We start from the raw sequence: 15,998 nt of genomic DNA on the forward strand, positions 1-15,998 counted from the left end.
AACTACCATCACATTAGAAGAGACGGCACGGAATACGATGTATCTCACGAGTTTGAGATAATCTTGTTCCAGGCTGTTTTTTGTTTTACAAAATATATTTTTTAATGCTGGTTATATACCATTACTTGGTATAGAGTAGATGTATATGAAAATTATCAAAGGGAGAGTAGAAAATGGAAGGTAATAAAAGAATAAACACTTCATTACTTGCTGGCATCAGTTTGGTAATGGCGGTCACTTTTGTGCACCCTCTTTCATTTGGGTCTGACACATCAAGGGCTTATGCAGCGACAGCTAGCTCCAAGGTGAAATTGACTTCTTCTCAGGATGCGGAAAATAGAGTGAAACAATTAGTGACAATTCCAAAGGAGTACAAGCTAGCTAATTCGTCAGAAATTTTCGAAAAAGAAAGCGGTACATCATATTGGAGCCTTGACTTTGAGAAAGAATCTGATCGTAAAAGACATAGTGCGATCACAGTTGATATTTCAAAGGAAACTGGTGAATTATTACGTTATTGGGTTTTTGATAGGAATATGAAAGCAGAAAAAAAAGTGACACAAAATGAAGCGGAAGCTATCGCTCAAACATTTTTAGAGGGTGTCATTGGCGATAAAGGAAAAGAACTATCAAAAGCAAATGAGATGCATGTAATGGAGTCATTTAATGGACAAGATCATACATTCAACTATACTCGAATGGTTAATGGTGTTCCCTTTATCAGTAACGGAGTACACATTGTCGTCGATCAGGGAGGAAACATCACGAACTATACACTAAATTGGTATGAAGGGGATATTCCTGATAGTAAACCTACCATTTCGAAAGAACAAGCTGAGCAAAAGTTAAAAACATTGCTGGATCCAGAATTAGTCTATACATCAGTCGTTCCCTTTCAAGGTAATGGTGAACAAGCATATCAGCCAGTTTATCAATATTCGCCTACAAGTGTACAAGTAATGGATGCTCAAACTGGTGAAGGCCTGTCCATGAGGTTACCTAGTGCAGCTGGTGAGAAAAAATATGTACCAATCGGTAGTACAATCACATATCTAGATAAACCGGTAGGAAAGATAACCAAGCAAGACGCAGAAAAAATCGCTATTCAATATGCAGAACAGATAGAAAAAGGAGCGAAGTCTCAAGGTTCGCATGGAAGTGGCTCAAGTAATAGAAATGGGCTTGTCTATGAATCGTGGAGTTTTGAATTCATGTCCCCGAAAGATGACTCATCAAGTTTCACGATAAGTATCACTGATAGAGGAAAATTGAGGGGATATGACAAGAAAAAAGATCGTTATATCAAAAAGAAAAAATCAAATACATCTACTAAAAATGTGACGAGGGAAGTAGCAAAAGAAACGGCTACCTCCTTTTTAAAGAAAATATATCCTAAACATTTGGGACAAATCGTGCTTAGAGATGAAGAAATGGTTTATACACAAGAAGAGGACGAATATTCTTTTATGTTTGTCACGAGCCATGGTGAAATACCTATTCCTGAAAGTAGTTTTCACATTAGTGTGGATAAAGAAACAGGTGAACTGACAAGCTTTGATCAATGGGATGAAGAAGGGTTATTATTTGTTAAAGATGAGAAATTATATCCACCAGCAACCATAAATAAAGAGCAAGCTATCAAGGAAGAAATCAAACATAAAAAGGTAGTACTCACTTACAATATCATGTATCAAACAAAAAAAGATGAGATAGGGATCGAACCTGTTGTTAAACTTGGTTACCTTTATCTCGGAGAAAATGGTGAAGTAAATGCACATACGGGAAAATGGGAAACTTACTCTGAAAGGTATAAAAGTTTTAATCCACAGGATATAAGTGATCATGAGCAAGAAAATGCACTACAATTCGCTGCAGAAGAGGGGTATTTTACTCTTGAAGAAGGAAAGATTCTACCTGATAAAACTGTAACCCGCCAAGAAATGCTTTCTATTTTGTCTGCTGTTCAAGAAAAAGAACGATACTGGCGAGATGAAATGAGAACGTCCGCTAGTTATTCAGATATACCAAAGAGCCATCCTCTATTTGAAAAGGTAGCACGTGCCTCTAGTCTAGGAATACTTCCAGCTATGTCTAAGTTTGAGCCTGATAAGGAAATGACACGTTATGAAGCAATTGATTGGTTATTGCGAGCAAAATATATGTCGGACTTATTAACCAACCCTGAACTATACAAATCTCCATATCCTGACGTAACAGGAGAGCAGGTTCCAGCGATAACAATTGCATACGGTTTGGGTTACTTACATGAACCAGCAGGAAGCAATTTTAGCCCGAATAAACCGATAACCCGTGCAGAATTATCAGCGATTATTTTTACAATCATTCAAAACGATTAATAACATGAAAAGCTATCTCCTTTTTGTAAAAAAGCGGAGATAGCTTTTTTTCATTTACAGACCAAACATTCATTCGTACAATAGGAAGGAAGAAGGTGATCAGATGTTACGTAAAAAACAGCTACCTGAACTACTCAAAGCATGGAAGCAAAATGAACGAATGAAAGAAAATATCGTACAGTGGACGACCATTCCGCCACGTGAACCTAAAACGGTCTCTTTTCCAGTTGAAATGGATGAACGGATCATGCAAACTTTACAAAAACGAGGAATTTCTTCGTTATATACGCACCAGGAAACAGCTTTTCGCCATGTTGAGGAAGGAAAAAATATTGTTACAGTCACACCAACTGCCTCTGGGAAAAGTATGTGTTATCATCTCCCGGTATTACAAACATTGTCAAAGGACCCCAAAGCGCGTGCTTTATATTTATTTCCTACGAAAGCACTGGCGCAGGATCAAAAGAGTGAATTACATGAATTGGTGAATGAGACAGGGCTTACCATTAAAGCAGAAACCTATGACGGTGATACTCCTGCAAATATCAGGCAGATGGTGAGAACAGCAGGCAATATTGTCATCACCAATCCCGACATGCTGCATTCTGCAATTTTACCCCACCATACTAAATGGGTGGCCTTCTTTGAACATCTAAAGTTTGTAGTTATTGATGAGTTACATACGTACAGAGGAGTTTTTGGAAGCCATGTAGCGAATGTCATTCGAAGATTAAAGCGTATTTGTGCCTTTTATGGCAGCAATCCACGGTTTATCTGTACATCAGCTACTATTGCCAATCCTTTGGAATTAGCTGAGAGAATTACGGAAGAACCGATGGAGCTGGTAGATAATAATGGAGCGCCTACAGGTACCAAGCACTTCATCTTTTATAATCCACCCATTGTAAATCGTCAATTAAATATTAGGCGCAGTGCTACCTTGGAAGCAAGGGACATTGCTTCAGAGCTACTGGGGAATGGAATACAAACCATTCTGTTTGCTAGAAGCAGGGTTCGAGTTGAAATATTGCTAACCTATCTGCAAGAGTTGATTCGTAAAAAGCTAGGACCAAAATCGATTCAAGGATACCGTGGTGGATATTTGCCCCAGCAAAGAAGGCAGATTGAAAAAGGTTTGCGGCAAGGTGATATTCTGGGAGTAGTTAGTACGAATGCTTTAGAACTTGGGGTTGATATTGGCCAACTACAAGCATGTGTAATCACAGGCTATCCAGGTTCTGTCGCAAGCACTTGGCAGCAGGCGGGTCGAGCAGGTCGTAGGCAGGATGAATCTGTGGTCGTTTTAGTAGGAAGCAGTTCGCCGTTAGATCAATATGTGATCCAGCATCCTGAATACTTTTTAGACAGAAATCCTGAATCTGCCCGTATTAATCCCGATAATTTAATCATTTTGGTTGATCATCTGAAATGTGCTGCCTACGAGCTTCCTTTTAAAAAGGGTGACCAATTCGGACAGGCAGAAATCATTGAAATCCTGGATTTTTTAGTTGAAGAACAGATTCTACATCACTCACGGGGCAAGTACTTCTGGATGAATGACTCTTTTCCAGCTAACAATATCAGTCTGCGTTCTGCTGCTCAAGAGAACGTGGTCATTATTGATAGTACCGAGCGAGGGCAGGAAAAAGTGATAGGAGAGATGGATCGATTCAGTTCGATGACGCTTTTACATGAGGAAGCGATCTATTTGCATCAGGGCGTGCAATATCAGGTTGAAAAACTGGATTATGAAGAGAAAAAGGCATTTGTGCGTGAAGTTCAGGTAGATTATTATACAGATGCGAATCTAGCTGTACAGTTAAAAGTGCTGGAAGTGGATAAAATTCGAACCAAGCATGAAACCGATTTAGCCTACGGAGATGTAACGGTAAATGCAATGGCAACAATCTTTAAGAAAATAAAATTCGAGACACATGAGAATATTGGGTCAGGTCCGATTCATTTACCGGAAGAAGAATTACACACGAGTGCTTCCTGGATCAGCTTGCCTGAATCGATTTTGCAAACCATTGGTCACGAGGAGGTCGAGCGTGGTTTGACTGGAGCGGCACATGTGCTGCAACACGTTGCTCCCTTGCTTGTTATGTGTGATCGGAGTGACTTGCACGTTGTACCGCAGCGTAAAGCCGTTCACTCTGGAATGCCCACCATCTTTTTTTATGATCGTTATCCTGGTGGAATTGGACTCAGCGAACAAGTATACGAGCAAATGGAAAAGGTTCTCTTACAGGCAGAGCAGATGATTGCTTCATGCCCTTGTCACTCTGGCTGTCCATCTTGTATTGGGAATGTAGAAGAGAACGGCAAGGAATTAGCCTTGTCACTTTTACGGGTAGCTCAGGGAGGGACTATCGATGTCTCTTAAAAATAAATTGAACCGGATGAAAAAACAGCTTACCCACGTTGCACCCGAACGTGAGACTACACCTGTTGTAGAAGTTACCGAGGAAAAGGTAAGCACTCAGAAAGTACTAGATGATGTTGTTTTAAACGAACTACCAGTAGAAGAAGATCATAAGGATCATTTCTATTCAAAGAGAGATCAGGAAATACCACATTACGATAAATGGGATCTCTTACAGGCATCATCATTTTGGACGGAACATGATTATGTTATGGTCAGGGAAGTAAAATATCCCCTAGATCATTTGCACGGACGATATCGATTCGAAGAGTTATTTACAGTCATGGAAGAGTGGGAAGATGCTGGTCTATCACATCCCTTGTCATCATCAGGTAAACAACCAGGGGACCTGTTATTTTTTGATACAGAAACAACGGGGTTAAACGGTGGAGTGGGGAATACGATCTTTTTATTAGGGTACAGCAAGATCGAAAAAAATGAAGTAGTAGTCCGACAACATTTTTTGCCAGATCCATTTTCGGAGATTGCTCTTTACCAATCTTTTTTAGATGATGTACGAACCTCTAAGGATTTAGTTACCTACAATGGAAAGGCTTTTGATTGGCCGCAGGTTAAGACCAGACACACCCTTGTACGAGACGATGTTCCAGAATTACCTCTCTTTGGGCATATTGACCTTTTGCACGGTGCGAGAAGGCTGTGGAAGAATGAACTGGTTTCTTGTCGCCTTTCCATCGTTGAGCAAGAGAAATTGCATATCATTCGTGAACATGACGTTCCTGGATCGTTGGCGCCTATGCTATATTTCGATTATTTACGAGAGAAAGACCCTACTGAAATTGCTGGTGTACTTGTGCATAACGAAATTGACGTTCTTTCACTGATTACTTTATACACGCATATGTCTAAACTGGTTTTGGCAGGAGAGCGAAATCATTTTTCTTCCTTGGATGAAATCTTTGAGGTAGCTAGATGGTATGAGGCATTAGGGGCCTATGAAGAGGCTAAAAAGCATTATAAGGTGGTGGCAAAAAGCACACACCTTCTGCATAATAAGGCAAAAGCGGCTCTTGGCCATTTGTTTAAAAGAGAAAAAGATTGGGATCGTGCTCTATATTGCTTTGAAGCCGTAATTCGTGATAAATCATCATCCAATGAAGAAGTTTGTGTAGAAGCAGCGAAAATATGTGAACACCAGTTAAAAGATCTAAACAAGGCGCTTGTTTATACCCAAATGGCGTTTGAGCGCTGGCAGAAGAAAGGAAGCCTTCTTCGCCAAAAACAGAAGGTGGAACGAGACGCCTATGAGAAACGGATACAGCGGTTGAAACAAAAAATGGGTAAGTAAGCTACATGCTTTGCCAGATAAAAAGTGTTACGAGAAGTGGACCGTCCATGCAGGATTCGGTCCACTTATTATATTCCGTTACAGTTATGAAGCAGTTTGACGCTCTCTGCTATGTATTTTTAAACCTACTTCCTTCATAATGTGCTAAAGAACACCAGATTTGCAGAAGGGAGTTTATCAAGAAGATGAACAAGTGGTATCATCTTTCGGATGAATCAGAGAAATTGATAGAAAAGCTATTCACACCTCAAGTTGAAATAGGGAACATCTATACGAAACAGCACTATTTTGATGGCATTTTCAATGAGATCAAAATAATAAAAGAACCGGCGATACTTCCATACTTGTTATCTTTTATTTTGCAGGATTCTTCTGTATTTAAACGCTCAGGCTATGAGGCGTTATATACATTGGTCGAAGGAATTGTTGAGAATGATCATCGGAAATGGATTAAAATACAGGAGTTTTTGCATTCATCCATCCATTATTCCGATGAGAAATTATCAGGATGGAACGAAGTAAAACCAGAGAAAATCACGCAGTTTGCTTACCATACAAAAGAAGAAGTGTTACTACTGGGATTAGTAAGCTTCCATCGGAATGGCTATGTGCGTGAAGCTGCGGTTAAACTTTTGCATGAAAGCAAGCATACTGACGTGGTCCCCTTTTTATTATTACGTTTAAATGACCATGTGTCTCCGATTCGTTTTCAGGCATATAAAGCTCTTAAAAAGAGATTAACGAAAAATCATGCCCACATGTTTTTTCAATCCCTTCTACTAATCAATCATGTTCATGAGTTTAGTAGAGATAAATATACAGTGCTTCAAGCTGAAATCAACAGTTATTTGCATTCGTTAGATTGTCGTCCTGAGTTGTTAACCTGCATCACCTCTTCAGACATACATAATAGCAGAGCATGTGTTGACCTTGCACTCTCATTATCTGAGACACAGAGAGATGAGGTCATTTCACTCGCTATTCAATCTTCTGATGCAGAAGTTAGAAAAAAAATACTTCATAACGTAATGGTTATAAACCCGAAAAAATGGTTTAAAGAGATAGTAATGATGGTGGAGGATAGGAATAGTAGTATTAAACAGGAAGCATTGCTACTTTTGTGGCAATATGACCCTGAATTCTGTAAGCCCTATGTTATGGGAGCATTAGTTGATTCTAGTACATCTGTTCGAAGACTGGCACAATTTCTTCTGAGAGAGAAAACGGAGCAACCGATAAGTGCTTTCTATCGCCAAAAATTGCCTCATGCTAATCATAATGAACTATCATCCGTAATTGCAGGTTTAGGCGAAACGGGAGAAGCTCGGGATGCAGAACAATTAGCGGCATATTTGCACTATCCTGTTTTCAAAATACAGAGAGTGACCATCCAGGCTATTGAACGGTTGCATGCAGATGCGTATAAATCACTATTCCTAGAAAAAGTAGAGCATACAAGCAAAAAAGTATCTCGAACAGCAAAAGAAGCGGTTTTTAAGCTGGTGACCCCAGAGGATAAAGAATTACTAAAACAACAATTGGCACAGGCAACCATGTCTCACGTAAAGAAAAATATTGCTGAACTCCTTTATGCCTTACCGAGAAAAACAAGTTTGCGTACTCTATTGGAAGCCACGATGTCTACAGACAAAATTGCTAGGAATTATGTATTTCAACAGCTGAAAAGATGGCTAACACAATGGCAGCAAACGTTTTTTACCAGTTTTAGCGTAGATGAAATGGATGAAATTAGAGAGTTAATCACAATGTCACAGCAACAAAAGAGTTGGCCAAAAAGTTGTAAACACTTAGCAAATGAAAAAATCTTCCTGAAACCGATGCACCCAAAAAGATGACGTGCAAAACATACCAGCGAAGACGATTCCCTTGCTTTTTTCAATCGTTCGATTATGATATGATATGGTAAAGGAAAATTCACACGTCATGTGGGTTGATAACTGGTAGGTATCTGCTAAGTGTTACTCCACCATAGAGCAGCTGGTGCGGCATTTATTTGCGCTTGTTGTTTTATGGTGGTTTTTTATTTACGTGGGAATGTTTCGAAATATTTTTAATATAAGGAGGGTATGTGGTGAGCAGAGATATTCGCTTTCACATCAATGAAACGGAACACCATGCGCCAGAAGGTAAACGAATACTGGATTATTTATTAGAGCAAAAAATTGAGCATACGCATGTCTGTTATTCCCCTGTACTGGGTCCCATTCAAACCTGTGATACCTGTATGTGTGAGGTGGACGGTAAACTGGTACGTGCATGTTCAACCACACTAGAAGAAGGTATGAAGGTTGAACTAAAATCTGATCGTGCTAAGGCAGCTCAACATGAGGCGATGGACCGTATTTTACAAAATCATATGTTGTATTGCACTGTTTGTGATAACAATAATGGGAACTGTCGGGTACATAATACAGTTAACCAGATGCAAATCGAACATCAGGAGCGCCCGTACCGAGGAAAGTCTTACGAAAAGGATATGTCTAATCCCTTTTATCGTTATGACCCTGACCAATGTATTTTATGTGGACGTTGCGTAGAAGCTTGTCAGGACCTACAGGTAAATGAAACATTGACGATCGATTGGGAACGAGAGATGCCACGAGTCATCTGGGACGATGATAAATCGATTAATGATTCCTCCTGTGTATCATGTGGGCATTGTGTAACAGTTTGTCCTTGTAACGCCCTCATGGAAAAATCAATGTTAGGCGAAGCTGGCTTCATGACGAATCTGGGTAAAGATTTGAATGATTCCATGATTGAACTGGTCAAAGAGGTTGAGCCAGGATATAGCGGAATTCTGGCAATCTCCGAGGTGGAAGCGGCGATGCGTGAAACTCGAACCAACAGAACGAAGACCGTATGCACATTCTGTGGGGTAGGCTGTACATTTGAGGTATGGACGAAAGGCCGTCATATTCTCAAAATCGAGCCAAGTGAAGAAGCACCGGTAAACAGCGTCTCTACTTGTATTAAAGGGAAATTTGGTTGGGATTTTATCAATAGTGATCAGCGCCTCACTACACCATTAATTCGTCGTGGTGATGAGTTCGTTCCTACTACGTGGGAAGAGGCTTTTGACTATATTGCTAAAAGATTAGGGGCGATTCGAGAAGAATTTGGCGGGGATGCAATTGGTTTTGTAAGCTCTTCCAAAACTACGAATGAAGAAGCTTATCTTATGCAAAAGATAGCACGTCAGGTATTTGAAACGAATAATATCGATAACTGCTCGCGTTATTGTCAGTCTCCGGCTACAGATGGTCTTTTGTCAACGGTAGGTTACGGAGGAGACGCTGGGACAATTAAAGATATTGCACAAGCTGGCTTAATTATTATTATTGGGGCAAACCCAGCAGAAGGACATCCTGTTCTTGCAACCCGCGTGAAACGTGCTCAGAAGCTACATGGTCAAAAACTAATTGTATCTGACCTACGTAAAAACGAAATGGCTGAACGTTCTGATTTATATTTACATCCTAATCAGGGTACGGATTTTGTCTGGCTGACAGCAGTAGCGAAATACATGATCGATCAAGGCTGGCATAAACAAGATTTTATCAATGAACGTGTACATTATTTTGAAGAGTACAAACAGATGCTGGAAAAATATACGCTTGACTACGCTGTAGAGATTACAGGAATATCCAAAGAAGATTTAATAAAAACAGCGGAAATGATTCGTGACGCAGATGGTACTTGTGTGTTGTGGGGAATGGGTGTTACGCAGAACATCGCCGGCTCACATACCTCAGCGGCTATTTCGAATCTGCTCTTAGTTACAGCCAATTATGGGCGCCCAGGTGCAGGAGCATATCCGCTACGTGGTCATAATAACGTACAAGGATCTTGTGATATGGGTGCGCTTCCAAATTGGCTTCCTGGTTACCAACCGATCTCTGATGACGAGGCAAGAGCAAAATTTGAAAAAGAATACGGTGTGAAAATTTCTAGCAAACCAGGTTTAACGAACACAGATATGATTAGAGTTGCAGAATTAGGTCAGTTAAAAGCGATGTATCTGGTAGGAGAGGATATGGCATGGGTAGATACGAACTCCAACCATGTACAGGAAACATTGAGTAACCTTGACTTCTTTGTAGTTCAAGATATCTTCTTTACAAGAACGGCTCAATTTGCTGATGTTATCTTACCTGCGGCACCTTCCTTAGAAAAGGATGGAACATTCACCAATACCGAACGACGTATTCAACGTTTATACCAAGCGTTGCCACCTCTTGAAGGATGTAAACCAGACTGGTGGATTATTACGCAAATTGCTAACCGATTGGGAGCAAACTGGGAGTACCAGCACCCAGGTGAAATCATGGATGAAATTGCTCGCTTAAGTCCAATGTTCTCTGGTGTATCGTATGAGCGTCTTGAAGGATGGAAGAGTCAGGTATGGCCTGTTATGCCTGATGGAACGGATGAACCGCTTCTTTACCTAGAACGGTTCAACTTCCCGGATGGAAAAGCGCGCCTATCGATGGTGGAATATGTTCCTCCTGTAAAATATGCGCCGGAATATGATCTAATCGTTAATAATGGCCGTATGCTAGAGCATTTCCACGAGGGTAATCTGACGAACAAGTCAAAAGGAATTCAATATAAAGTGCCGGAAGTATTCGTAGAAATCTCTCCAGAACTAGCGAAGGAACGTAATGTAGAAAGCGGTGCACTCGTTCGTCTCGAATCTCCATATGGGGCAATCAAATTGCGTGCGCTTGTTACAGACCGCGTTCGAGGAAATGAACTGTACGTCCCGATGAACTCTGTAAGTAGTGATAATGCCGTCAATCTACTAACGGGTAATGCCGTCGATGTACGTACAAAGACACCAGCATATAAGCAGACACGTGTCTTGATGCAGGTTCTCGAAGATGACGGAAATAATCCGTTACCAAAACATAATCCGAGGAACAAAGTACGCAACCCACAGATTGGAGTTCAGGTGGAACGAAAATGGGCTCGTGAAGATTATGTCGCAATTGCGGATGTCAATGTTTCAGGAGGGAAGAACTGATGGCCCAAAGGTTAACAACCATAAACAATCCGTCACCTGGCGAGAAGGAATATAAAGATCTACATCTTGCCCAATTGAAAGAAGAAGTAGCACAGCATACAGATAGTTTACGTAAAACAATGGAGCTTATCGAGGAATTACACGAGTCTGGCTTGTTAGAAATCTTACAGGCTATGGTAAAATCCAAAGATAAAATGACGGGAATCGCTGTTGAACAGTTGCTTAGACCTAACGTTGTTACTTCCATCAACAATGTCATGGCATTAACAGGAGTATTAGGTAACATGGAACCGCAAATGACCCAAAAAATGGTCGCAAGTGTCTCGAAAGGCTTAAAAAAGGCCGGTGAGGGACTAGAAAAAGACGAAAGGGTCGGGATTATAGACCTCATGCGAGCATTGAAGGACCCAGATGTAAATCGCTCCGTTGCCTTTGGAATTAATTTGCTAAAAGGAATGGGTGAAGGGTTAAAAGAGCAGTCAGATAAAGGACACAACTAAACAGATTTAAGAAGAGAAGCGCTCTTTCCAAAATGGTAGGGTGCTTCTTTTTTCTAGTCTAATCCCCACTTCAACTAAAATGATTGACAGAAAAGAAACTATGCCCTATCATTAAAGACGAAACAACTGGTAATGACATCATGACAGTAGGGGGTGATGATGACGAAAATGATTGATAAAAAAAATCCGGTACCCATTTATTATCAACTGATGGATATTTTGATTGAAATGATGGAGAAGGGTCAGTTAAAAGAACATGATCAACTTCCATCAGAACGTGAGTTGTGTGAAACCTATGATGTGAGTAGGACGACGGTCAGGCAGGCCATGATGGAGCTTGAACATGATGGATATATCTACAAGCAACATGGAAAAGGTAGTTTTATTGCACCTAAAATAGTAAATCAGAACTTGAAGGGTTTTTACAGCTTCACGGAAGAGATGAAGAAGCTGGGGAAAACGCCCACATCCATTGTTAGCAGTTTTGAGATAATCGGTTGTGAAAAAAAGGTCTCCAAACAGTTGCATGTGGAACCTGAAGATCCTGTGTACAAGATTACGCGCTTACGGTTAGCTGATGGAGTACCCATGCTGTATGAAAAATCATATGTTCCTGTTAAATTTTTCCCAGATTTTCATAGAGAAGAGCTAGAGAAGAACGCCATGTACAATATATTTCGTGAAAAATACCAGCTTACTATTACGAAGGCGACCGAACGTTTTGCAGCTGTAAAGACAAGAGCAGAGGAAGCTGAAATGCTGAAAATATCTCAAGACATTCCCAGCATGATGATTGAGCGAACTACTTATGCACAGAATGAAATTATTGAGTACACAGTTGGTATCGCAAGGGGTGACAAGATCTCCTTTACGGTAGAATTGGAATAGATGAGAGTAGATACAAGAAGACGTATCTACTCTAATTATTAAAGTAACTGGTAATGACAACATGACATCACAATGTCGCATCATCATTATGTGATACCCTAAAATTCTAGCTATAGTTGTGTTTACAAACAGAGAGGAGTAGAAGAATGCTACTAGGAAAAGAAGAAACATACTGGAAAGAACATGGTGCCACTCATACTGCAAAGGAGATTGTACAGCAGCCACAGCTTTGGAGGGAAACCTTTGAAATTATCAAAAATCAATCAGGAGAAATTGATCAATTTTTTGAACGGATTTTCTCCAAACATGCAAGAGTTCGTGTGATTTTAACCGGAGCAGGAACATCAGCTTTTATCGGTGAAACGGTAACACCTTATCTATATACCATCACAGATGAAACAAAGATGCAGATTGAAAGCATTCCAACCACAAGTATCGTTTCGAATCCGATGAACTACCTGAAACATGATGAGCCAACAATCATCATTTCGTTTGCACGCTCAGGTAACAGTCCGGAGAGCGTTGCAACGATTAATTTAGGGGAGCAAATTGTATCCGACATCTATCATATTTTTGTGACTTGCAATCCAGAAGGCAGTCTGGCCAAGTGGGCAGAGAATAGAGACAATGCACTTGTTTTGATGATGCCAAGTAAATCGAATGACAAGGGATTTGCCATGACAGGAAGCTTCACTTGCATGATGCTAGGCGTCCTTTTAACCTTTGAAAGAAATCGTTTGGAGAATATGGAAGATATCATTTCCTATATCATCAGCAGAGGTGAAGAGGTTATAGGCAAAAAAGAATCGCTTTTAGATCCACTTGCCGAGTCATCCTTTAGCAGATTAGTCTATCTTGGTTCTGGTGCTTTGGGAGGATTGGCTCGTGAAGCCACCCTTAAACTGCTAGAGTTGACTGGCGGAAATATTCCGATCATGTTTGACACCCCACTTGGTTTCCGCCATGGTCCAAAATCCATTATTGATGAGGAAACAGTAGTGATTGTCATGTTGTCAAATGACCGTTATACCAGAAAATATGATCTCGATATCCTACGAGAAATCCGTCAGGAAAAAACAAAAGCATTGGTCGCTATTTCTGATGTGTTTGATCCGCAAGCAGAATCTATGTCTGATTTGTTTTTATGCCTGCAAGAGCCTGGGAATAATAATGAGTTAGATAGTATCAATGATTGCTATCTGGCAATCCCGGTTATTCTGTTTGCACAAATACTAGCTTTAAAGAAATCGCTTGCACTTGGCATTTCCCCTGATAATCCGTGCCCAAGCGGAAGTGTCAACCGGGTTGTGCAAGGAGTAACCATTTACGATTATGAAAAGTAAGAGAGGCTAGGTGAGGTAATGTCTCAACCAAATATTTTGCTAACAAGAATTGATAACAGACTCATTCACGGTCAAGTAGGTGTAACATGGGTGAACCATCTTGGCGCTAACTTGATTCTGGTTGCTAACGATGCAGTGTCAACAGACCCAGTTCAGCAAAACTTAATGGAGATGGTTGTACCTGATACCATTGCAACTCGTTTTTTCAGTATCCAAAAAACAATCGAGGTTATACACAAAGCCTCCCCTCGTCAAAAGATATTTCTGGTTGTAAAAGATCCGCAAGATCTAGAGAAACTGGTGAAGGGAGGAGTGCCTATTAAACAGGTAAACGTTGGAAACATGCACTTCGCTGAAGGCAAAGTACAGATTTCCTCAACTGTATCTGTGGATGAGGATGATAAACGAGCTTTTAGAGAGTTGGCTGCTTTGGGAGTCGAACTGGACGTTCGAAGAGTACCGGACGAGCGAGGACAAAACATAGTAGAACTAATCTATTAGTAGGGGGAAATCTGCATGTTATTGGAAGCGCTATTAATTGCATTATGGGCAGGAATTGCCGGTGTCGACCTGTTTAACGGTTTGACACATATACACAGACCGTTAGTAACTGGTTTGGTTGTTGGTTTAATTCTTGGTGACTTGCAAACAGGATTAATTGCTGGTGCTACTTTGGAAATGGTCTGGATGGGGATGGTACCACTTGCTGGAGCTCAGCCGCCTAACGTTGTTATCGGGGGTGTCATAGGTGTTGCCTTCGCAATTCTGACCCAGCAGGACCCTAACATTTCAGTTGGGATTGCCGTTCCGTTCGCTGTAGCTGTACAGGGTGCGATTACACTTCTCTTTACGGTCTTCTCACCATTGATGCATAAAGCAGATGTATTCGCAGAGAACGCCGATGTGAAAGGAATCGAACGCATCAACTATATGGGAATGACGTTTCTATTTTTCTTCTATGCAATCATTGCTTTTCTCCCTATCTATTTTGGTGCAGATTCAGCCAAAACGATCGTCGAATCCTTACCTGAATGGGTGATTGGTGGTCTTTCAGTAGCAGGGGGCATGATGCCAGCAATCGGTTTTGCTATGCTGCTAAAGATTATGCTGAAAAAAGAATACATCGCCTTTTTCCTGATTGGATTTGTTCTTGTTATCTACTTGAAACTCCCAATTCTTGCGGTTGCTATCCTTGGTGCTGCAATCGCCATGTACGATTTTTATATGCAAAAGGATAAGGGAACAGGTAATGGCGGCGGTAATTCTCGTGTAGAGGAGGAGTTTGCAGATGGAATCTAATGTAGTGGGATATGAAGATAAGAGCACAGAAAAAGTATTGACCAAAAAGGATCTCAATAAAATGGCGATGCGTTCGTTGCTACTGCAAGCTTCTTTTAACTATGAACGGATGCAGGCAGGTGGATGGCTATATTCCTTATTACCTGGGTTGCAAAAAATTCATAAAAATAAAAATGATCTTTCCAAATCAATGAAACAACATTTAGAGTTTTTTAACACTCATCCCTTCCTCGTAACGTTTATCATGGGAATCATGATGGCTATGGAACAAAACAAGGAAGATCAAGATACCATTCGCGGGATCAAGATTGCAATGATGGGTCCGCTTGGAGGTATTGGGGATGCCCTTTTCTGGCTAACCTTGCTGCCAATTACCGCAGGGATCGGTGCTTCTATGGCAATGCAAGGCAGTTTTGCCGGACCTTTGGTTTTCCTAATCGGATTTAATATCGTACATTTCGGTCTTCGTTTCTTACTCATGAATTACGGCTACAATACGGGTGTAAGTGCGATCACAACGTTAAAAGAAAATACAAAATATGTTTCCCGTGCCGCTTCCATTCTTGGGTTGGCCGTAGTGGGTGGATTGATCGCATCCTACGTTAACTTAAACATCAAGTTTGTAGGAAATGTGGGCGGAAAAGAATTGCCTATCCAGACAGATATTCTTGATAAAATCATGCCTGGACTGTTGCCACTTACTTATACACTGTTCATGTACTATATGCTAAAACGCGGTTGGTCACCTGTAAAACTAATCGGTATCACAGTTGTTATTGGGATACTAGGCCGCTTCACTGGTATCTTGTAAGGGGTTTCATGCATGGAAT

11 protein-coding genes are annotated in these 15,998 nt (G+C 40.7%); all 11 read left to right on the forward strand.

Translation table 11 applies throughout. From position 1 onward, the window contains the following. Positions 1–173: 173 nt before the first annotated feature. The 11 genes from LM917_RS09755 (at position 174) to LM917_RS09805 (ending at position 15,979) form a co-directional block, all read left to right on the forward strand. Complete coding sequence (locus LM917_RS09755) at positions 174–2,357, forward strand: YcdB/YcdC domain-containing protein (protein ID WP_232697317.1); 2,184 nt, start codon at positions 174–176, stop codon at positions 2,355–2,357. A 103-nt stretch (positions 2,358–2,460) separates the two neighbouring features. Further along, positions 2,461–4,743, forward strand: coding sequence for a DEAD/DEAH box helicase (locus LM917_RS09760; protein WP_232697318.1), 2,283 nt, complete (start codon positions 2,461–2,463; stop codon positions 4,741–4,743). Then, positions 4,733–6,091: a ribonuclease H-like domain-containing protein gene (locus LM917_RS09765; RefSeq protein ID WP_232697319.1), complete on the forward strand. Its 1,359-nt coding sequence runs from the start codon at positions 4,733–4,735 to the stop codon at positions 6,089–6,091. Before LM917_RS09760 ends, LM917_RS09765 begins: the two co-directional genes overlap by 11 nt. Positions 6,092–6,276: 185 nt before the next feature. Further along, positions 6,277–7,947, forward strand: coding sequence for a HEAT repeat domain-containing protein (locus LM917_RS09770; protein ID WP_232697320.1), 1,671 nt, complete (start codon positions 6,277–6,279; stop codon positions 7,945–7,947). Between the two features lie 233 nt (positions 7,948–8,180). Continuing rightward, positions 8,181–11,138, forward strand: a complete 2,958-nt coding sequence (fdhF, locus tag LM917_RS09775; RefSeq protein ID WP_373688775.1) for a formate dehydrogenase subunit alpha — start codon at positions 8,181–8,183, stop codon at positions 11,136–11,138. Beyond that, positions 11,138–11,638: a helical membrane plugin domain-containing protein gene (locus tag LM917_RS09780; RefSeq protein WP_232697322.1), complete on the forward strand. Its 501-nt coding sequence runs from the start codon at positions 11,138–11,140 to the stop codon at positions 11,636–11,638. Before fdhF ends, LM917_RS09780 begins: the two co-directional genes overlap by 1 nt. A gap of 159 nt (positions 11,639–11,797) precedes the next feature. Continuing rightward, positions 11,798–12,526, forward strand: coding sequence for a GntR family transcriptional regulator (locus LM917_RS09785; protein WP_232697323.1), 729 nt, complete (start codon positions 11,798–11,800; stop codon positions 12,524–12,526). Positions 12,527–12,672: 146 nt separating this feature from the next. Next, positions 12,673–13,869, forward strand: coding sequence for an SIS domain-containing protein (locus LM917_RS09790; RefSeq protein ID WP_232697324.1), 1,197 nt, complete (start codon positions 12,673–12,675; stop codon positions 13,867–13,869). A gap of 18 nt (positions 13,870–13,887) precedes the next feature. Continuing rightward, positions 13,888–14,370 (forward strand): PTS N-acetylgalactosamine transporter subunit IIB, encoded by a 483-nt coding sequence (gene agaV, locus LM917_RS09795; RefSeq protein ID WP_232697325.1) that lies wholly within the window; start codon positions 13,888–13,890, stop codon positions 14,368–14,370. A 15-nt stretch (positions 14,371–14,385) separates the two neighbouring features. Continuing rightward, entirely contained in the window at positions 14,386–15,168 is a 783-nt protein-coding gene (agaW, locus tag LM917_RS09800; RefSeq protein WP_232697326.1) for a PTS N-acetylgalactosamine transporter subunit IIC, read from the forward strand. Then, positions 15,158–15,979 (forward strand): PTS system mannose/fructose/sorbose family transporter subunit IID, encoded by an 822-nt coding sequence (locus LM917_RS09805; protein WP_232697327.1) that lies wholly within the window; start codon positions 15,158–15,160, stop codon positions 15,977–15,979. The genes agaW and LM917_RS09805 overlap by 11 nt, the downstream gene beginning before the upstream one ends. The last annotated feature ends 19 nt before the right edge of the window (positions 15,980–15,998 follow it).

The sequence above is a fragment of the Brevibacillus daliensis genome (genome assembly GCF_021245735.1).
GTDB classification, from domain to species: domain Bacteria; phylum Bacillota; class Bacilli; order Brevibacillales; family Brevibacillaceae; genus Brevibacillus_B; species Brevibacillus_B daliensis.